Annotated in this window: 17 protein-coding genes and 1 pseudogene; 6 read left to right on the forward strand and 12 right to left on the reverse strand. The window is 67.8% G+C overall.

Going from position 1 to position 18,685, the window contains the following annotated elements:
- Position 1 precedes the first annotated feature (1 nt).
- The 3 genes from CVUC_RS04640 to CVUC_RS04650 form a co-directional block, all read right to left on the reverse strand.
- On the reverse strand, positions 2 to 418 hold the full coding sequence (locus CVUC_RS04640) for a host attachment protein (protein ID WP_012640514.1): 417 nt from the start codon (positions 416 to 418) through the stop codon (positions 2 to 4).
- Positions 419 to 510: 92 nt separating this feature from the next.
- Positions 511 to 1,302: an RNA methyltransferase gene (locus CVUC_RS04645; RefSeq protein ID WP_096033842.1), complete on the reverse strand. Its 792-nt coding sequence runs from the start codon at positions 1,300 to 1,302 to the stop codon at positions 511 to 513.
- A 42-nt stretch (positions 1,303 to 1,344) separates the two neighbouring features.
- Positions 1,345 to 3,864 carry an ATP-binding protein gene (locus CVUC_RS04650; RefSeq protein WP_096033843.1) on the reverse strand — a complete coding sequence of 840 codons (2,520 nt, stop codon included), beginning with the start codon at positions 3,862 to 3,864 and terminating at the stop codon, positions 1,345 to 1,347.
- Between the two features lie 156 nt (positions 3,865 to 4,020).
- Here CVUC_RS04650 and CVUC_RS04655 point away from each other — a divergent pair, with 156 nt between their 5' ends.
- From CVUC_RS04655 to CVUC_RS04670, 4 genes are all read left to right on the forward strand, one after another.
- On the forward strand, positions 4,021 to 5,232 hold the full coding sequence (locus tag CVUC_RS04655) for an NADP-dependent isocitrate dehydrogenase (RefSeq protein ID WP_010920379.1): 1,212 nt from the start codon (positions 4,021 to 4,023) through the stop codon (positions 5,230 to 5,232).
- A gap of 155 nt (positions 5,233 to 5,387) precedes the next feature.
- Positions 5,388 to 5,966: a DUF2939 domain-containing protein gene (locus CVUC_RS04660; protein ID WP_012640516.1), complete on the forward strand. Its 579-nt coding sequence runs from the start codon at positions 5,388 to 5,390 to the stop codon at positions 5,964 to 5,966.
- A gap of 10 nt (positions 5,967 to 5,976) precedes the next feature.
- On the forward strand, positions 5,977 to 6,915 hold the full coding sequence (locus tag CVUC_RS04665; RefSeq protein WP_096033845.1) for an AEC family transporter: 939 nt from the start codon (positions 5,977 to 5,979) through the stop codon (positions 6,913 to 6,915).
- Positions 6,916 to 6,947: 32 nt separating this feature from the next.
- Complete coding sequence (locus CVUC_RS04670) at positions 6,948 to 7,325, forward strand: VOC family protein (RefSeq protein WP_012640517.1); 378 nt, start codon at positions 6,948 to 6,950, stop codon at positions 7,323 to 7,325.
- Between the two features lie 39 nt (positions 7,326 to 7,364).
- On the opposite strand, the gene CVUC_RS04675 is transcribed toward CVUC_RS04670, so the two are convergent.
- From CVUC_RS04675 to CVUC_RS04715, 9 genes and pseudogenes are all read right to left on the reverse strand, one after another.
- Complete coding sequence (locus CVUC_RS04675; protein ID WP_164468281.1) at positions 7,365 to 8,249, reverse strand: AraC family transcriptional regulator; 885 nt, start codon at positions 8,247 to 8,249, stop codon at positions 7,365 to 7,367.
- 163 nt (positions 8,250 to 8,412) lie between these two features.
- Positions 8,413 to 8,520 (reverse strand): annotated as a pseudogene (locus tag CVUC_RS20785) (hypothetical protein); the annotation flags it as partial.
- Between the two features lie 51 nt (positions 8,521 to 8,571).
- A complete protein-coding gene (gene alaS / locus CVUC_RS04685; RefSeq protein ID WP_096033847.1) occupies positions 8,572 to 11,214 on the reverse strand; it encodes an alanine--tRNA ligase in 2,643 nt (880 codons plus the stop codon).
- A 185-nt stretch (positions 11,215 to 11,399) separates the two neighbouring features.
- Positions 11,400 to 11,780, reverse strand: a complete 381-nt coding sequence (locus CVUC_RS04690; protein ID WP_096033848.1) for a Rieske (2Fe-2S) protein — start codon at positions 11,778 to 11,780, stop codon at positions 11,400 to 11,402.
- Complete coding sequence (locus CVUC_RS04695; protein ID WP_096033849.1) at positions 11,777 to 12,784, reverse strand: fumarylacetoacetate hydrolase family protein; 1,008 nt, start codon at positions 12,782 to 12,784, stop codon at positions 11,777 to 11,779. The genes CVUC_RS04690 and CVUC_RS04695 overlap by 4 nt, the downstream gene beginning before the upstream one ends.
- Before the next feature lie 115 nt (positions 12,785 to 12,899).
- Positions 12,900 to 14,177 (reverse strand): homogentisate 1,2-dioxygenase, encoded by a 1,278-nt coding sequence (gene hmgA / locus CVUC_RS04700; RefSeq protein WP_096033850.1) that lies wholly within the window; start codon positions 14,175 to 14,177, stop codon positions 12,900 to 12,902.
- 170 nt (positions 14,178 to 14,347) lie between these two features.
- A complete protein-coding gene (gene hppD, locus CVUC_RS04705; RefSeq protein ID WP_096033851.1) occupies positions 14,348 to 15,421 on the reverse strand; it encodes a 4-hydroxyphenylpyruvate dioxygenase in 1,074 nt (357 codons plus the stop codon).
- Between the two features lie 20 nt (positions 15,422 to 15,441).
- Positions 15,442 to 16,578: a histidinol-phosphate transaminase gene (hisC, locus tag CVUC_RS04710; RefSeq protein WP_096033852.1), complete on the reverse strand. Its 1,137-nt coding sequence runs from the start codon at positions 16,576 to 16,578 to the stop codon at positions 15,442 to 15,444.
- A 119-nt stretch (positions 16,579 to 16,697) separates the two neighbouring features.
- On the reverse strand, positions 16,698 to 17,168 hold the full coding sequence (locus tag CVUC_RS04715; protein WP_012640520.1) for an Lrp/AsnC family transcriptional regulator: 471 nt from the start codon (positions 17,166 to 17,168) through the stop codon (positions 16,698 to 16,700).
- Between the two features lie 135 nt (positions 17,169 to 17,303).
- On the opposite strand from CVUC_RS04715, the gene CVUC_RS04720 reads away from it, so the two are divergent.
- Positions 17,304 to 18,209 (forward strand): SPFH domain-containing protein, encoded by a 906-nt coding sequence (locus CVUC_RS04720; protein WP_096033853.1) that lies wholly within the window; start codon positions 17,304 to 17,306, stop codon positions 18,207 to 18,209.
- A 78-nt stretch (positions 18,210 to 18,287) separates the two neighbouring features.
- Positions 18,288 to 18,578: a DUF1905 domain-containing protein gene (locus CVUC_RS04725; protein ID WP_096033854.1), complete on the forward strand. Its 291-nt coding sequence runs from the start codon at positions 18,288 to 18,290 to the stop codon at positions 18,576 to 18,578.
- The last annotated feature ends 107 nt before the right edge of the window (positions 18,579 to 18,685 follow it).

The raw sequence follows: 18,685 nt of genomic DNA on the forward strand, positions 1-18,685 counted from the left end.
TTCAGGCGGCGTGCGAGAAGCGCGCGGCGTGGACGGCGGTTTCCAGGGTGATGATCGTGGCGTCCACCCGGTCGTGGGCGTCCGAGCCGGTCACCTTCTTGGCGGCGGCGGGCGACAGAGCCTCGCGCAGGTGGCCCAGGGCGCGCGGCGGCGCGATCAGGATCACCTGGTCGATGCTGTTGTGCGAGATCACCGCATCAACGCGCTTGGCGATATTGTTCAGAAACGCCTTTTCGGCGCGGTCGTGAGCGTCGCCGCTGTGGGTGATGTGGCTGGGCGCGCCGTGGTCGTGGTGCTCCTTGACGTCCGCAAGCCACTCGGGGCGGTCATGCAGCGGTCCGTCGATGCGACGCTGCTCCAGCAGTCGCGCGCGGCGGCCGTCGGCGACAACGACCAGGGTGATGGCGTCGGGGTTCATGGCAGGCTCCTTGCTGGATCACGAGCCTGACGGTGCGCCCGGAAAGACCGCGCGCGGATGATCGAGGTCAAAATCCGCGAGGCGGCGCGCCCTTAAGGAGCCTCTTTCTTGGCCTTCTCGGCGAGCTTGGCCAGCACCCGGCCACGCCCCTTGCTGAGCGCGGTGATCACGCCCCGGAAGGTGCGGACCTCCTGGTCGCTCAGACGCGCGCGCGCCAAGGGCGCCCGCAGGTTGCGGACCATCGACGGCTTCTTCTCGGGCGGATGGTAGAAGCCGGCCTTCTCAAGCTCGTCCTCCAGGTGCCCATAGAGACCCAGCAGCGCGGCCTGATCGGCGGGCTCCTCGACGTTCTGCTCGAACTTGCGCCAGGGACGGTCGTCCTGGGTCATCTTCCATTCGTAGGCGTTGATCGACACCGCCTGGGCCAGGTTCAGCGAGCGGAAGCGCTCGTCGATCGGGATCGAGACGATGGCTTGGCACAGGGCGATGTCATGGGTCTCCAAGCCGGCCCGCTCGCCGCCGAACAGCAGGCCGACGGCGCGCCCCTGGGCCACCTCTTCGGCCAGGTGGCCGGCGCTTTCACGCGGCGTGTAGACCGGCAGGCGCGTCTCACGCGGCCGCGCGGTGGTGGCGTAGACCAGCTTCAGGTCAGCGATCGCCGCCTCGAGCGTGTCGAACACCTTGGCGTCGTCCAGCGGCCAGTGCGCGCCCGAGGCGCTGGCCCACGCGCGCTCCTGAGGCCAGCCATCGCGAGGCCGAACCAAACGCAAGTCCGACAGGCCGAAATTGGCCATGACCCGGGCCACCGAGCCGATGTTCTCGGCCAGTTGGGGCTCGTTGAGGATCACGCAGGGCGGAACGGGCTTGGCGGGGGCGTCGGTCATGAGCGTCCTTTGCCGTCGACCGGCGGCTGGATGCAAGCGCTTCTAGCGATGCGCTCGCGCCAGCGCCTCCAGCAACTGGGCCGGATGCAGCGGCTTGGCCAGGTGCAGGTCGGCGCCCGCAGATCGCGCGGCGGCGACGTGCTCCTCCATCGCGTTGGCGGTCAGCATGACGACGAGGATCGGCCACGCGCCGGACGCCTTCTCCCGCGCGCGGATCGCGCGGGTGGCCGACAGGCCATCCATCACCGGCATCTGCATGTCCATCAGCACGGCGTCGAAGCGCCCCTGCTCCAGCGCGTCCAGAGCCGCCTGACCGTCCTCGACCATGGTGAGGTCCACCCCGAACGGCTCCAGCACGATCTCGACGACCTTGCGGTTGGTGGGGTGGTCCTCGGCCACCAGCACCCGCATGCCTTCCAGCGAGATCTCGCGATCCTCTTCGACCGCCACATCGGCGACCTCGGCGCAGCGCGGGAGCGGCAGGACGACCTCGAAGCGCGCGCCCTGCCCAGGCACGGCGTCGGCGCTGATCGATCCCTGCATCATCTCGGCCAGGGCCGCGCAGATCGACAGGCCAAGGCCCGTGCCGCCGAACTGGCGGGTGATCGACTGATCGGCCTGAACGAAGCGCTTGAACAGGCGATCGCGCACGGCGTCGTCGAAGCCCACGCCCGTGTCGCGAACCACGAAGCGAAGCGCCTCGCCCTGGCGGTCGACCTCCAGCGAAACCTCGCCCTTCGCCGTGAACTTCACCGCATTGGCCAGCAGGTTCGACAGGATCTGGCTGATCCGTCCCGCATCGCCGTCATAGGCCCCTTCGGCGTCGGGCGACACCGACCAGCGGAGCGACAGCTGCTTGGCCTTGGCCGCCGCAGCGTGCAACTCGGCCATGCTCCGCACCAGTTGCACCAGGTCGAACGGCGCGGGACTCAGCTGGAACTGGCCGGCCTCGATCTTGGAGACATCAAGGATGTCGCCGAGAACCTGCTCCAGCAAACGGCCCGACGAGGTTACGAGAGAGGCCAGTTCGCGGCGCGCCTGGGGGTCTTCCTCCTCGGCCAGGCGATCGCCGATGGCGATGACGCCGTTCAGCGGCGTGCGCAGCTCGTGGGACATGTTGGCCAGGAACACCGACTTGGCCTGGTTGGCTCGCTCAAGCTCGGCGGTGCGCACGGCCACCCGCTGCTCCAGCGAGCGGAGCAGTTCCTCGTTGCGCTCACGCTGTCGACGCAGCGCCCGGGCCAGGGACCCGATCTCGTCAGGCCGCGCCTCGAACGGACGCGCGGCGGCGGGGTCCCCCTGCTGCTGGGCGTCGGCCAGGGCTTCCAGCGGGGCGGCGACCATCTGGTGGGTCAGGCGGTAGAGCAGCAGCACCTGCAACAGGACGCCGAAGAAGCCGAACAGCAGCACCCAAGAGGCGGTCTTCAGCGACGACCAGACGATGTCGCTGGATGGAAAGCTCATCAGAAACCACCAACCCGGCTCCACCAGGCGGCCATAGGCCACCAGGCGATCGCCGTCGGGCGACAGCACCGCCCCCACGTCGCGCTTCTCCGCACGTATGCTGGCGATCAGGTTCTTGAGTTCGTTCTCAGCCTCGAACCGACGCAGCAGGTCCGCGTCGACAAAGCCGTTCCGCTGGAGGCCTTGCGCGGCCACGACCTCGCCGTCATCGGCGACGATCATGTTGGATCCGCCCGGCAAGGCGTCGGCGACGGCGCGCAGGAGGTAGGAGTCGAGCGACAGGCTGGTGCCGAACGCGCCCATGAACTGACCCTTGTAGTAGAAGGGCGTCATGCAGGCCGCGTTGAGCCCCCGGCCGCTGGGGTCGGAGATCAGCCGGCGCAGCTTGGTGCACTTCATGACCCGCTCCGGATTGTTCTCCGGCAGGGTCAGGGTGGTCATTTCCTCCTTGGAGATGTCCAGCGTGTTGGGCGCGTCACGCCGGTAGTACTGAAGCCGGTCCTGGCGAAGCGGCCCGAACATCACCAGACGCGTCTGCGGCGTGAAGAAATAGAAGTTGTCGTAGTGGCGGATCTGCGCCTCGCCCGTGGTCGCCACCACATCGGCGGCCGCGACGAACAGGGCCTGTTCCGGCGGGCTTATCGTCGCAGCATCGCGCAGATAGGCGCCAAGGCCATGGGTGTAGTGGCCGCCGGTGCGGACGCCGTCGTAAAGCTTCGGCTCCGAACGCCGGGTTCCGTCTCCCTTTTCGGGATAGAGGCGCTGAAACTCCGCCCCCATCGGCTCATTGGCCGTGTGATCAAGACGTCGGGTCAGCGACTCGCTGGCCGCGTCGTGAACCTTCACCAGATCGGAGAACAGCCGGTCCTCAGTCTTGACCCGCTCACCGACATATTCGGCCAGATGCCGCGTCTGGGTGTCGGCGGCGCTTTCGCGCACAAAGATGAAGGCCGCCGCCGTGGCGACGCTGGTCACGGCGATCGACAGGATCGCCACCGTGGTCAGCAGCCGCCGCGCCAGCGGCGCGGTCACTCCGGCGATCGCACCCGAACCTTTGTCCAAGCCTGCTCCCTGGCCCGCCCCGGACCTCTTCACCAAAAACCGGATACCGGAACGCTGAAGTTAACAGCGGCGTCGCACCGTTCGGCTTTTCCCCCGCGACGCAACAGTCTATAGCCTCCCGGTCCGCGCCGCGTGCTGGCCCTGTGCGCCAGAACGCCGCAGGCGCGCCACCGCCAGAGGAACATCCCCGCAATGGCCAAGATCAAAGTCGCCAATCCCGTCGTCGACATGGACGGCGATGAAATGACCCGCATCATCTGGAAGCTCATCAAGGACAAGCTGATCTTCCCGTACCTGGACCTGGAACTGGACTATTACGACCTGTCGGTCGAGAACCGCGACGCCACCGACGACCAGGTGACCATCGACGCGGCCAACGCGACCAAGAAGCACGGCGTGGCCGTCAAGTGCGCGACCATCACGCCCGATGAGCAGCGCGTCGAAGAGTTCAAGCTCAAGAAGATGTGGAAGTCGCCGAACGGCACGATCCGCAACATCCTGGGCGGCGTCATCTTCCGCGAGCCGATCATCTGCCAGAACGTGCCGCGCCTGGTGCCGGGCTGGACCCAGCCGATCATCGTCGGCCGTCACGCCTTCGGCGACCAGTACCGTGCGACCGACTTCAAGTTCCCCGGCAAGGGCACCCTGTCGATCAAGTTCGTCGGCGAAGACGGCCAGACCATCGAGCACGAAGTGTTCAAGGCTCCGGACGCCGGCGTCGCCATGGCGATGTACAATCTCGACGAGTCGATCCGCGACTTTGCCCACGCCTCGTTCGCCTACGGCCTGAACCGTGGCTATCCGGTCTATCTCTCCACGAAGAACACGATCCTCAAGGCCTATGACGGCCGCTTCAAGGACATCTTCCAGGAGATCTACGACGCCGAATACGCCGAGAAGTTCAAGGCCGCCGGCATCCACTACGAGCACCGTCTGATCGATGACATGGTCGCCTCGGCCCTGAAGTGGTCGGGCGGCTACGTCTGGGCCTGTAAGAACTACGACGGCGACGTCCAGTCGGACATCGTCGCCCAGGGCTTCGGGTCGCTGGGCCTGATGACCTCGGTGCTGATGACGCCGGACGGCAAGACGGTGGAAGCCGAAGCCGCCCACGGCACGGTGACCCGTCACTATCGCCAGCATCAGAAGGGCGAGAGCACCTCGACCAACTCGATCGCCTCGATCTTCGCCTGGACGCGTGGCCTGGCCCACCGCGCCAAGCTGGACGACAACCAGGACCTGGCCAACTTCGCCGCCACCCTGGAGAAGGTCTGCATCGACACCGTCGAGAGCGGCTACATGACCAAGGACCTGGCCCTGCTGGTCGGCGACAAGCAAGGCTGGCTGACCACCGAAGGCTTCCTCGACAAGATCGACGAGAACCTGAAGAAGGCCATGGCCTAAAGCCTCTGGGCTCATAGCCCGTGAGCGAAACGCCCCGGAGGTCCGCCTCCGGGGCGTTTTTCTTGGCCGCGCCTCAGGCGCCCCTGACGCGCGAGCGGTCTTGCGAGCCGGGCCGAGACCTGATCTATCCGGCGTTAACCATTCGGGGGCGTGGCATGACTCTGCAGAAGCGGATCTGGGACCTGATCGTTCTGGCGATCTTCGTGTTCGCCACCGCTTTCGCGACCGCGCCGTGGTTCGCCTTCCGCGCCCTGAAGGCCGCCGCCCAGTACGAGGACGTGCAGGCGATCGGCGAGCTGGTCGACTTCCCCTCCGTGCGCCGCAGCCTGACCGCGCAGCTGGTCGTCGACGCGCCGGCCGCCAAGCCCGAGGCCCCGTCCCTGTGGCGAGATCCGATGAGCGTCTTCAAGAAGGCCATCGAGCCGATCGCGCCGCCCGAGCCCAAGGTCGACCGCTACCTGACCGTGGCCGGCGTTTCTGCCCTGACGCGCGGCTATGCGCCCGGCAAGGCGCCGCCCGCCTCCGCCCGCGACGAGAGCCTCAAGGGCCAGATCCGCGACACCCTGCGCGGCCCCTATCCCGGCATCGCCTATTGGGATCCCAACCGCGTGCGCATCTCGGTCAAGCGCCCGGACGCCACCCGCAAGGTCACGATCTTCACCTTCGAGCGCAAGGCGCTGTTCACCTGGAAGCTCGTGCACATCCGCCTGCCGGGCGACGAGCGCCAGGGCTGATCGACGGATCGTGCTCGTCCTCGACGTCGCCGCCCGCGTCTGGCCGTTCTTTCTGCTCGTAGCCGCAGGCGTCGCCCTCAGCCGGCTGCGCCTGCTCGACGCGCGGATGACCCAGGGCCTGTCGGCCTATGTCTATTGGGTGGGCTTCCCGGCTCTGCTGATCCATTCGCTGTCGCGCCTGGGCCGGCCAGGCCCCGAGTTGTGGTCGGGACTTGCAGCCTATGCGGCCGTCGGGCTGGCGGTGATGGCGAGCCTGGTCGCCGGCGGTCGCGCGCTGGGCTGGAGCCGTCCTGAGCGGGCCGGGGCCGCGATGGCCGCCGGCGTGGGCAACAGCGCCTTCCTCGCCGTCCCCGTCACCGCCGCCGTCCTGGGCGCCGAGACCGCGCGCCTGGTGGCCGGCGCGATCGCGGCCGACTTCGTCGTCCTGGCGGCGGCGGGCGTCGGCCTTCTGGGTTGGGCCGCCGGACGCTCGGTGTGGCGTGCGATGGCGCAGGCCTTTCAGAACCCGGTCGTCATCGCTGCGCTGCTGGGCCTGCTGCTGGCGCTGCTGAATCTCGCCCTGCCCCAGCCCCTGGATCGCGCCATCGGCCTGGCCGCCGCCTCGGGCAGCCCGGTGGGGCTTGTGGCGCTTGGCGCGGCGCTGGGTCTTCCTCAGACCGAGGACGAGCCCGGCCCTCGCGCCGGGCCCGTTGTTCTGGCGGCTCTGGCCAAGCTCTTGGCGTTCCCGCTGCTGGTCTGGCTGGCGATCGGCCTGACCCCGGCCCCCGCCGAGTTCCGCGCCGGCGCGACCCTGGTGGCGGCCGCGCCGACGGCGGTGAACGTCTTCATCCAGACCCGCGCCTATGGCGTGTGGCCGCGCGGCGCGGCGCGGATCGTGGCGCTGACAACCGCCCTCGCCATCGTCTCGCTGTCGCTGGTGCCGATCCTGCTGACAGCCCGTGTCAGCTAGGCCGCTAAGGTCCTCGGCAGGAGGACACCCTGATGATCAGCTACATCACCATCGGCGCCAGCGACCCCGACCGGGCCGGCGCCTTCTATGACGCGGCCCTGGGCGCGCTTGGCAATCAGCGGCTTTGGCGACAAGGCGACTGGATCGGTTATGGGCCGGACCCGGAGCACGCCACGGTGATGATCTGCTCGCCCGAGAACGGCGAACCCGCCAAGGCGGGCAACGGCATCATGATCGGCCTGAAGGCCGACTCGCCCCAGCAGGTTGACGCCTTCCACGCCGCCGCCCTGGCCCACGGCGGGGTCTGCGCCGGCCCACCGGGTCTGCGTCCCACTTATGGCGAAGGCTACTACCTGGCCTATGTGCGCGATCCCGACGGCAACAAGCTTTCGGCGTTCTTCAAGGGCTGAGGTGGACGGCGTCCGCCGCGTTCTGGCGGACGCCTTCTGTCAGGTCCTGGGCGAGAGCGGCAGGAACAGATCCGTCACCGCCTCGTGTTCTGGAACGTCCGGAAAGAAGCTGACCCGCTGGGCGAAAAACGGCGCGTCGCGCGGCTCGCGTCCGCTGCGCGGCAGCCATTCGCCGTAGAGGAACCGAGAGGCGGCGCGCAGGTCGTCGCTGGAGCCGATCTGGCGCAGCACGGCGCACGGGCCGCCCGGGATCACGCCCGACGTAACCCCGTCTGGGTTGGACGCTACGCGCGCGGTCGCCGCGCACAGGTCCAGCCGATACTGCTCGGCTGGCGTGTCGTCCGGATCATCATGAAAAACGTTGAACGTCGCGCTCACACGCGGCGGTAGGCCGGCCGCCCTGCGCCAGGCGATGAACCGGCGGATCGTATCGCCCAGCAGAGCCGGATCACCCTCGTGCCGCATAACGGCGACGGGGGTATCGGGAAAGTCGACGATTCGGACATCGTCGTCGGTGAAGGTCATGGTCTGTCTCCTGGCTTGAACCAGCGGCGACTGCGCCGCATGCCAAGGCTCCCAGCGCGGCGCTCGACGGAACGATGAAGGGCTCTGCTCGAACAGCCGGCGAAAGGCGCGACTGAACGCTTCGGGCCCCTCGTAGCCGCTGTCGAGCGCGATCCCCAGCACGCCGTCCCGCTCGCGAAAGGCCAGGCGATAAGACGCCCGCTTCATTCGCGCCAACTGGACGTAGGCGGCGACGCCGATCCCGTAGAGGCCCGAGAACTGACGCTGAAAATGGTGACGCGAGAAAGCCGCGACCGCCGCCAGGACCTCGACGCTCAGGTCCTCGTCCAGGTGCGCGTCGATATGATCGAGCACCCGGCGCATCCTGGCGTGATAGTTGTTGGCGACGTCCTGGTTCATCCGCACCTCCTTGGCGTAGACAGACCTAAGGCCCTCGGTTGTCGCGGACCTGACTGATCGTGCGGTTTTGGCGGGAGACGAGTCGGCCGTGTTCTTACCGATTCTAGGCGCTCGATGCGGATGGAAATCCTCGTCCTTCGACAAGCTCAGGATGAGGATTTTATGCGAACCTACGCCAACAGTCGTCCTCACCCTGAGCCTGTCGAAGGGCGAGGACCGCGCCCCCGACGCCATCAACATCCCCGTCAAAGCCGCCGACAAAAAAGCCCACCGCTCCGCGACGGAGGGTGGGCCTTGTTGTTCAGCGTGAGCGCTTCGAGCCCTAGCCCGCCAGCGCCGCCTTGACGGCCGCCAGGCCCTCTTCGGCCTTGCTGTCATCCGGCGCGCCGCCCTGGGCGAAGTCGGCCTTGCCGCCCGCGCCCTGCCCGCCCATGGCGATCACGGCGGCCTTGGCCAGGTCGGCGGCGCTGAACTTGCCCGTCAGGTCGGCGGTGACCGCCACCGTGACGGCGGCCTTGCCGTCAGACGTACCGACCAGAGCCACGACGCCGCTGGTCAGCTGCTTCTTGAACTCCTCGGCCACGCCGCGCAGTTCCTTGCCGCCGACGCCGTCCAGGACGCGGGCGATCAGGGCGGTGCCATTGACGTCTTCGGGACCCGAGGCCGCGCCGCCGCCGCCCAGGGCCAGCTGCTTCTTGGCCTCGGCCAGCTCCTTCTCGAGACGTTTGCGGTCGGCGATCAGGGCGTCGACGCGGGTGGCGACTTCGGCGACCGGGGTCTTGAACTGGTCGGCCAGCGCCTTGGCGACGCCCGCCTGGTCCAGCAGGAAGCGGCGGGCCGCCTCGCCGGTCAGGGCCTCGATGCGGCGCACGCCGGCGGCGACGCCTTGCTCGGAGACGATCTTGAACAGGGCGATGTCGCCGGTGCGGGCGACGTGGGTGCCGCCGCACAGTTCGACCGAATAGGCCTTGGCTTCATCGGCCAGAGACTTGCCGAGCGTCAGGACGCGGACGCTGTCGCCGTACTTTTCGCCGAACAGCGCCACGGCGCCGGCCTCGATGGCCTCCTGCGGGGCCATTTCCTTGGTCTCGGCGGGGACGTTCTGGCGGATGACCTCGTTGACCTCGGCCTCGATGCGGTCGAGCTCCTCAGCCGTCAACGGACCGCCGTGGCTGAAGTCGAACCGCATGCGCTCGCCATCGACCATCTGGCCCTTCTGGGCGACGTGCGGGCCCAGCACGTGGTGCAGGGCGGCGTGCACCAGGTGGGCGGCCGAGTGGTTCGAGCGGGTGGTGTGACGACGGTCGGCGTCGACGCTGGCGACGACCTGGTCGCCGACCTTCAGGTCGCTCGCCAGTTCGACGCGGTGGACGTGCAGCTCGCCGGCCTGCTTCTGGGTGTCGAGCACGCGGCTCTCGCGGCCATGAGCCTCGATCACGCCGGTGTCGCCGGCCTGGCCGCCGCTCTCGGCGTAGAAGCTGGTGCGGTCCAGCAGCACCTCGACGGTCTGACCGGCCGAAGCGCTCTCGACCTCGGCGCCGTCGACGACGATGGCCTTCACCACGCCGGTGGTCTCGGTGGTCTCATAGCCGACGAAGTCGGTGGCGCCGGCCTTTTCCTTGATCGAGAACCAGGCGGCCGCCGCGCCTTGCTGGCCAGAGCCCGCCCAGTTGGCGCGCGCCATCTCGCGCTGCTTCTGCATGGCCGCGTCGAAGGCGTCGGTGTCGACCGTCAGGCCCTTGGCGCGCACGGCGTCCTGGGTCAGGTCCAGCGGGAAGCCATAGGTGTCGTAGAGCTTGAAGGCGGTCTCGCCGTCCAGCACGCCGCCGGCGGCCAGGTTGGCGGTCGCCTCGTCCAAGAGCCCCATGCCGCGACCCAGCGTGGTGCGGAAGCGCTCTTCTTCCTGGCGCAGGGTCTCGACGATCAAGGCCTCGGCGCGGCGCAGTTCCGGATAGGCCTGCCCCATCTCGGCCACCAGGGTGGGGGCCAGACGGTGCATCAGGGGCTCGCTGGCGCCCAGCAGATAGGCGTGACGCATGGCGCGGCGCATGATCCGGCGCAGGACGTAGCCGCGGCCTTCGTTCGACGGCGACACACCATCGGCCAGCAGGAACGAGGACGAACGCAGGTGGTCGGCGATCACGCGGTGCGACGGCGCCTGGGCGCCCTCGGCCTTGACGCCGGTCAGATCGACGCTGGCGGCGATCAGGGCCTTGAAGAGGTCGATGTCGTAGTTGTCGTGCTGGCCCTGCAGCACGGCGGCGATCCGCTCCAGGCCCATACCGGTGTCGATCGAGGGCTTGGGCAGGCTGATGCGCTCACCGCCGGCCAGCTGCTCGAACTGCATGAACACCAGGTTCCAGATCTCGATGAAGCGGTCGCCGTCTTCATCGGGGCTGCCGGGAGGGCCGCCCGCGATGTGGGGGCCGTGGTCGAAGAAGATTTCCGAGCACGGGCCGCACGGGCCGGTGTCGCCCATGGACCAGAAGTTGTCGCTGGTGGGGATGCGGATGATGCGGTCGTCGGACAGGCCGGCGATCTTCTTCCACAGGTCGGCCGCCTCGTCGTCGGTGTGGTAGACCGTGACCAGCAGCTTGTCCTTGGGCAGCTTGAACTCGCCGGTCAGCAGGGTCCAGGCGTGTTGGATCGCCTGTTCCTTGAAGTAGTCGCCGAACGAGAAGTTGCCCAGCATCTCGAAGAAGGTGTGGTGGCGGGCGGTGTAGCCGACATTGTCCAGGTCGTTGTGCTTGCCGCCGGCGCGGACGCACTTTTGCGAGCTGGCCGCGCGCGGATGGGCCGGGGTCTCGGCGCCGGTGAACACGTTCTTGAACGGCACCATGCCGGCGTTGACGAACAGCAGCGTCGGATCGTTCTGCGGCACCAGCGGCGCCGACGGCGTCACGGCGTGATCGGCCTTGCCGAAGTAGTCGAGGAAGGTGCTGCGGATCTCGTTCAAGCTGGGCATGAGCGTCTCAAGTCTTGCGTACCGGTCCGGCGAGCGGCCGGAAGTCGGCCGCTGCATAGCGCGGTTTTCGGCGAAGGGGAAACCGAGTCGAAGGTGGGGCCGCCCAAGGATGCGGAAAAGGCCGACATCGGCGCATCCAGCGCATGCTCGCTCGCGGCGTCTGCATGCCGCAAGCTAGAAGCCCCCTAGGCCGTTACAACCCGCCCTTCCCTCGCTTCGACCGGCCAAGGCTTGAGCCGCGCGCCAGTGCAAGGACCGCCGACGCAGGCGCCGTCCTCGACCTTGAACACCGCCCCGTGCCAGGAACACAGGATCAGCCCGCCGTCCGGCGTCAGGTAGCGGTCCAGCTCCTGGGCCAGCGGCAGGCCGGCGTGCGGGCAGCGGTCGACATAGCCGAACACCGCCTCGCCCCGGCGCACCACGAAGCCGTGGAAGCGCGCCTCGCCGATCTGCAGCACGTAGTTGCGCGCGCCGCCGTCAGGGATCAGGTCCAGCGGGCCAAGATTGATCCCGGCCCGCGTCTCCCAGATCCGCCCAACTGCCGCGGGCGCGGTCTCGTCCGTCAAATGCGTTCGACCGTCTGCTCGATGGCGCCGAAGATCGAGTGGCCCTTGGCGTCCTTCATCTCGATGCGGATCGTGTCGCCGCCCAGCAGGAACGGCGTCTTGGGCGCGCCGTGCAGGATGGTCTCGACGGTGCGCACCTCGGCGAGGCACGAATAGCCAAGGCCGCCCTCGCTGATCGGCTTGCCGGGGCCGCCGTCGGCGTCGCGGTTGCTGACCGTGCCCGAGCCGACGATGGTGCCGGCGCAAAGGCTGCGGGTCTTGGCGGCGTGGGCCACGAGCGTGCCGAAGTCGAAGGTCATGTCGACGCCGGCGTCGGCGCGGCCGAAATCCTTGCCGTCCAGCTCGACCAGCAGCGCCCCGTGCAACTTGCCGTCCTTCCAGGCCTCGCCCAGGGCGTCGGGCGACACCGCGACCGGCGAGAAGGCGCTGGCGGGCTTGGACTGCAGGAAGCCGAAGCCCTTGGCCAGCTCGCCCGGGATCAGGTTGCGCAAGGACACGTCGTTGCACAGCATCACCAGGCGAATGGCGGCCAGGGCCTCCTCGCGGGTGGCGCCCAGCGGCACGTCATCGACGATCACCGCTACCTCGCCCTCAAGGTCGCAGCCCCAGCTGGCGTCGGCCAGCGGAATCGGATCGCGCGGGGCCAGGAAGCCGTCCGACGCGCCCTGGTACATCAAGGGATCGGTCCAGAAGCTCTCGGGCATCTCGGCGCCGCGCGCTTTGCGCACCAGCTGCACGTGGTTCACATAGGCCGAGCCGTCCACCCACTGATAGGCGCGCGGCAGCGGGCTCAGCGCCTCATGCTCGTGGAAGCGCTCCTTGGGCACCGCGCCGTGCTCGAGGCTCTCGGCCAGGCCCGCCAGCATCGGCCCGCAGCGCTCCCAGTTGTCGAGCGCGGCCTGCAGGGTCGGCGCGATCGTCCCGGCGTCGGTGAACCAGGCCAGGTCGTTGGAGACCACCACCAGACGGCCGTCGCGACCACCCTTGAGAGACGCCAGCTTCATTCGGTTTTCCTCCAGGACTTCAGATTTTCAGCCATCCCCCCACATCGCCGAAGCGCGCGCAAGCCGGATCGAGGCCAGCGCGCGTCCTTACGGGAGATCGCAAGCAGGATTTGGGTCAGGACAGGCGGGCCTTGGGGAAGCCGGTCCAGCAGGCGTCGTAGTCGGACTGCAGGGCTGCGGACTCCAAGGCGAGATGCGTCGGGCGGAACACCCAGCGGCTCTCGAACATAAAGGCCATGGTCCCGTCGATCTTGTGCGGGGCCAGGACCGCCTCGGTCGCCTTCTTGTGGCTGGCGACGTCGGGGCCGTGATCGCTCATGCAGTTGTGCAAAGACGCGCCGCCGGGGACGAAACCGCCCTCCTTGGCGTCATAGGCGCCGTGGATCAGGCCCATGAACTCGCTCATCACGTTGCGGTGGAACCACGGCGGACGGAACGTGTCCTCGGCGACCATCCAGCGCGGCGGGAAGATCACGAAGTCGCAGTTAGCCGTCCCCGGCGTGTCGCTGGGCGAGGTCAGGACCGTAAAGATCGACGGATCAGGGTGGTCATAGCTGACCGTGTTGATCGTGTTGAACCGCGATAGGTCATAGCGATACGGCGTCAGATTGCCGTGCCAGGCCACCACGTCCAGGGGGCTGTGATCCCAGGTCGCGGCCCACAGCGCGCCCTGGAACTTCTGGATCACTTGCGTGGGCGTATCGATATCCTCGAAGGCCGCGACCGGCGCTTCGAAGTCACGCGGATTGGCCAGGCCGTTGGCGCCGATGGGCCCCAGCTCGGGCAGGCGGAAGGCCGCGCCGTAGTTCTCGCAGACATAGCCGCGCGCGGGCCCTTCGACCTCGACCCGGAAACGCACGCCGCGCGGGATCACCGCGATGTGGCCGGGGCCGGCCTTCAGCACGCCCATCTCGGTGACCAGGGTCAGCTCGCCCATCTGCGGCACGATCAGCATCTCGCCGTCGGCGTTGTAGAACACCCGGTTCTTCATCGAGACGTTGACCAGATAGACGTGCGCGGCGATGCCGCCCAGCGTGGCGGCGTCGGCGTTGCCCGCCAGGCTCACCAGGCCGTCGACGAAGTCGGTCGGCGCGGCGGGAATCTCCAGCGGGCTCCAGCGCAGGCGGTTGGGCGTGGCTGGCCCTGGAAAGGCCGAGACCAGCTTGTCCTGCGCATAGGGCTGATAGGCCTCGTGGCCGGCGCTGGGCCGCAGGCGGTAGAGCCAGGTGCGACGGTTCTCGTGACGCGGCGCGGTGAAGGCCGAGCCCGACAACTGCTCGGCATAGAGGCCGAACGGAACCTTCTGCGGCGAATTGCGTCCGACCGGCAGAGCGCCGGGATGCGCCTCGGTTTCGAAATAGGAGCCGAAGCCGGTTTGGTAGCGGAGGTCCATGTGCGTTCCCGTGCCTTGTTCAGCACTTTTCCCGTGTCATCCCGGACGCCCTGAAAAGGGCGATCCGGGACCCAGGGGGTGACGGAACGCTATGCGCGCCGCCCCTGGGTCCCGGCTCTACGCTACGCTTCGGCCGGGATGACACCGAAAGGTATTTTGAGGCCTCAGCCTTACGCATCCAACGTGATCACGCCGCGGCGGATCTGGTCCAGTTCGATGCTCTCGAACAGGGCCTGGAAGTTGCCGTTGCCGAAGCCTTCATTGCCCTTGCGCTGGATGATCTCGAAGAAGATCGGACCAAACAGATTCTCGGTGAAGATCTGCAGCAGCAGGCCTTCCTCGCCGACGGCGCCGTCGATCAGGATGCGGTTCTTGCGCAGGCGCTCCAGGTCCTCGCCGTGGCCGGGGACGCGCTTGTCGACCAGCTCGTAATAGGTCTCGATGGTGTCCTGCAGCTTCACGCCCCGCGCGCGCAGCTTCTCGACGGTCTCGTAGATGTTGTCCGTCGTCATCGCCAGGTGCTGGATGCCCTCGCCGTTGTACTGGCGGATGAACTCTTCGATCTGACTCTTGTCGTCCTGGCTCTCGTTCAGCGGGATGCGGATGGCCTTGTCGGGCGCGATCATCGCCTGGCTGAACAGGCCCGTCGCCTGGCCCTTGATGTCGAAGTACTTCTGCTCTTCGAAGCCGAAGATCTGGTTGTAGAAGGTCGACCAAGTGCGCATCTGGCCACGCTTGACGTTGTGGGTCAGGTGGTCGAGCAGATCGAGGCCGACATTGTTCTTGGCTTCGGCCAGGGCCGCGCCCGGAACCTGCTCCCAGGCGTCATAGATCGTGCCCGCATCGCCATAGCGGTCGACGAGATAGAGCAAGCTACCGCCGATGCCTTCCAGCACCTTGGCGTCCGCGCCCAGCAGCGAACGCGAGGCGTCGGCCGGCTTGGCGCCGCGCTTGACGGCGTCCGCATAGGCTTGCTCGGCGTTCTCGACGCGGAAGGCCATGCCGTTGGCCGACGGGCCGTGGTCGGCGCGGAAGTCGGCGACCTGACCGGTCGTCTCTTCATTGACGATCAGGTTCACGCGGCCCTGCTTGTAGCGGGTCGCGGCCTTGGTCGGGTGCTTGCTGGCGGCGACGAAGCCCAGTTGCTCGATCAGGGCCTTCATGGCCGCCGGATCGGGGCTGGTGAACTCGACGAACTCGAAGCCGTCGAGGCCCAGCGGGTTCTGGTCGGTGACGAGGGTCATGCGGGCGTCTCCGTGTGTGCTTAGAGCGAAAGGGCCGCCGGCAGGGCGGCGATCAGGGCGTCGTTGTCGGCCGGGCGGCCGATGGTGATCCGGACCCAGCCGCCGGCGACGGGCGTCGGCCGGATGATGAGCCCCTGGTGCAACAAATGCGCGGCGGTGGCTTCGGGACCCGCCGGCGAGCGCAAGAACACGAAGTTGGCGTGGCTTTCGGTGTGCTCGACGCCCATATCGTCCAGCACCGCCTCGACCCGGCCGCGTTCGGCGATGGTCAGGTCGACGGTGCGCTTCAGATAGTCCTGGTCTTCCCAGGCGGCCAGGGCGGCGGCCTGGCTGACGGCGGTGACGTTGAAGGGCGGGCGGATGCGGTCCAGATAGTCGACCAGCTCGGGCGAAGACGCGACGCCATAGCCCATGCGCAGGCCAGCCAGGCCATAGGCCTTGGAGAAGGTGCGGGCCGACACCCACGGGCCGCCCCAGGCGTCCAGCATGGCGAAGGTGTCGAAGGCCTCGTGATACTCGCGATAGGCCTCGTCGACGAACACGACGGTCGAGCGCGGCGTCGCGGCGAGGATCGCCTGGAAATCGGCCGCCTTCAGCGCATTGCCCGTCGGGTTGTTGGGCGTGCACAGCACCAGGAGCTTGGGGCCCAGCGCCGCAGCGGCGCAGACGGCCGGGACGTCGATGTCGAAATTCGCCAGACGCGGCACGTCGATGATCCGCGCCTCGGCGCAGCGACCGAAGATCTCATAGGTCGGGAAGGTCGGGCTGGACAGCAGGATCGAGTCGCCCGGGTGCAGCACCGCACGGAACACATAGTCGATCAGCGCCTCGGACCCCGGCGAGACCACCACGCGCGCCGGCGAGACGCCGAGACGCGCGGCGATCGCCGCGCGCAGCACGTCGCTGTGTGGATCGGGATAGATGTGCGGCTCGGCCATCGCGGCCATCACCGCCTCGGCGACCTTGGGGCTGGGGCCCAGGAGGTTCTCGTTGCTGGCCAGCTTGGAGAAGGCGCTCAGGCCCGTGCGACGGGCGGCCTCGGCCAGGGTCATGCCGGCCTTGTAGCCTTGCACGCCTTCCAGCGCCTGGCGCATCGGCGAGGCCCAGGCGGGCGTCAGGGGCTTGCGATCGAGAACCAGCATGCGGCCGCGCTCCAACGAGATGGGAGCGGCAGCTTATCGCGAAAGCCGAGACAGAACGTGGCGATTATGACCACGCGCCAGGCCATAACGGTCACGATATGCCAATGATCTGGATCAATTAGCGCAGTAAGTGATCAGGCGACATAATCAAGCGGCAGCGCCGTCTGATCCTTGATGGTGTCGAGCACGAACGAGGAGCGGACGTCCTTGACGGCCGGCATCTTCAGAAGACGCTTCATGGTGAAGTCGGCATAGGCGTCCAGGCTGGGCACCACCACCCGCAGCAGATAGTCGTAGCCGCCCGTCATGGCGTAGCAGCCGACGACCTCCGGCTCGCGCAGCACGGCCTGTTGGAAGGCCTCGGCCGCCTCCTCGCTGTGCCGGTCGACCTGCACCTCGACATAGGCCAGCACGTCCAGCTTGGCCTTGCGGCGGTCAAGAAGCGCCACATAGCCACGGATCAGACCCGAGGCCTCCAGTTGCTTTACCCGCCGCAGGCAGGGGCTGGGCGACAGCCCCACCCGTTCGGCCAGATCGACGTTGGAGATCTTGCCGTCCTCCTGAAGGATCTGAAGAATCTTCCGATCGGCGCGCGTGAGCTTCATCGTGACCGGTTTCCAGGTGAAGTTGGCATATCGTGACAAGATAGCGGATTTCGCGGCCATGTGGGAGACGCCGCTTGCGCACGGCCGCGCTTCCCGCTCTACCATCCGAAACAAATCTAGCGCGAGGACCCCCGCATGCCCGAGAGCCCATTCGCCATCCCTTCCGGCAACAAGCCCCCGTTCAAATCGCCCTTCCAGAGCAAGGGCAAGCAAGCGGTCGCCATCAGCGTCGGCGTCGTGCTGCTGCTGCTGAGCTCCTGCGTCGTCGTCACCCAGAGCTCGACGGTCGAGCCGGGCAATGTCGGCGTGAAGATCCGCACCCTGGGCGCGTCGGCCGGTGTCGACCCCGAGCCCCTGCCCGCCCGCTGGTACCTGCGCGGCATCGGTGAGCGGATCATCCAGTATCCGGTGATCCAGCGCACCTATGGCTACACCCGCGAAGCCGATGAGCGCGGCAACGAGAACGAAGAGATCACCTTCTCGGACAACACCGGCCTGCCGATGACGGCGGACATCTCGGTGACGCTGCAGGTCAATCCGGCCTCGGCCCCGAGCCTCTACCAGACCTACCGCCTGTCGTTCGACCAGTTGCTGGACGGCCCGATTCGCAACGACGTGCGCTCGGCCGTCGCCGCCGAGGCCGAAAAGGTCGGGGTCGAGACGCTCTACAGCGGCGGCCGCCAGATGGTGATCCAGAAGGCCTACGCCCGGGTCTCCAGCAAATGGGCCCGCCACGGGGTGAATATCAGCCAGCTCGACTGGATCGGCTCGATCCGCTACCCGCAGGCGATCATCCAGCAGATGCAGGCCAAGACCCAGCTGGAGCAGGAGGCCCTGGCGGCCAAGGCGCTCGAAGCCAAGGAAACCGCTCTGGCCAACGCCGCCGTCGCCAAGGCGCGCGGTGAGGCCGAGGCCATCCGCATCAAGGGCGAGGCCCTGCGCGCCAACCCGCAGGTCCTGCAGCAACTGGCCATCGAAAAGTGGAACGGCGAGATGCCCAAGGTGACCAGCGGCGGCACGCCGTTCGTCAAGATCGACTAAGCGGGGCGGCGGCGCGCCGGATGCTGACAAGCTTCGACGCGCCGCCCTCCATCTTCCGCCGGTCTGCGGAAGAACGACATGCGTTATGACTTCGAAGCCGAAATCTGGCGATCCAGCGGCGCGAGCGGATGGTTTTTCGCCACCCTCCCCATCGAGGTCGCCGAGGGTCTGCGCGCCTTGCATGGCCCGCGCGCCGGCTTTGGCTCCCTCCGGGTGCGCGCGCACCTCGCGGGCGTGAATTGGGACACCTCGGTGTTTCCCGACGCGCGATCCGGAAGCTTCCTCCTGCCCCTGAAGGCCCAGGTTCGTCAGCGCACCGGCGTCACGGCCGGCGACCGGGCGGCGATCCGCATCGACCTCGCGATCTAGGCCTCGGCGCGGCCTGCAGGAGCTTCATGAGCGATAATTAAGTTCCCAGGCAGGCGGTTCTGCGCGACGAGCGTCGGGCGATCGCCGACGACATGCGGCGGATTTCG

The organism is Caulobacter vibrioides (assembly GCF_002858865.1).
Lineage (GTDB): Bacteria > Pseudomonadota > Alphaproteobacteria > Caulobacterales > Caulobacteraceae > Caulobacter > Caulobacter vibrioides.

Excerpts from the sequence above, each read along its gene's own strand:
- CVUC_RS04640 (WP_012640514.1), bottom strand. The coding sequence starts at position 418 with ATGAACCCCGACGCCATCACCCTGGTCGTTGTCGCCGACGGCCGCCGC.
- CVUC_RS04645 (WP_096033842.1), bottom strand. The coding sequence starts at position 1,302 with ATGACCGACGCCCCCGCCAAGCCCGTTCCGCCCTGCGTGATCCTCAAC.
- CVUC_RS04655 (WP_010920379.1), top strand. The coding sequence starts at position 4,021 with ATGGCCAAGATCAAAGTCGCCAATCCCGTCGTCGACATGGACGGCGAT.
- CVUC_RS04660 (WP_012640516.1), top strand. The coding sequence starts at position 5,388 with ATGACTCTGCAGAAGCGGATCTGGGACCTGATCGTTCTGGCGATCTTC.
- CVUC_RS04670 (WP_012640517.1), top strand. The coding sequence starts at position 6,948 with ATGATCAGCTACATCACCATCGGCGCCAGCGACCCCGACCGGGCCGGC.
- CVUC_RS04675 (WP_164468281.1), bottom strand. The coding sequence starts at position 8,249 with ATGAACCAGGACGTCGCCAACAACTATCACGCCAGGATGCGCCGGGTG.
- alaS (WP_096033847.1), bottom strand. The coding sequence starts at position 11,214 with ATGCCCAGCTTGAACGAGATCCGCAGCACCTTCCTCGACTACTTCGGC.
- CVUC_RS04695 (WP_096033849.1), bottom strand. The coding sequence starts at position 12,784 with ATGAAGCTGGCGTCTCTCAAGGGTGGTCGCGACGGCCGTCTGGTGGTG.
- hmgA (WP_096033850.1), bottom strand. The coding sequence starts at position 14,177 with ATGGACCTCCGCTACCAAACCGGCTTCGGCTCCTATTTCGAAACCGAG.
- hppD (WP_096033851.1), bottom strand. The coding sequence starts at position 15,421 with ATGACCCTCGTCACCGACCAGAACCCGCTGGGCCTCGACGGCTTCGAG.
- CVUC_RS04715 (WP_012640520.1), bottom strand. The coding sequence starts at position 17,168 with ATGAAGCTCACGCGCGCCGATCGGAAGATTCTTCAGATCCTTCAGGAG.
- CVUC_RS04720 (WP_096033853.1), top strand. The coding sequence starts at position 17,304 with ATGCCCGAGAGCCCATTCGCCATCCCTTCCGGCAACAAGCCCCCGTTC.
- CVUC_RS04725 (WP_096033854.1), top strand. The coding sequence starts at position 18,288 with ATGCGTTATGACTTCGAAGCCGAAATCTGGCGATCCAGCGGCGCGAGC.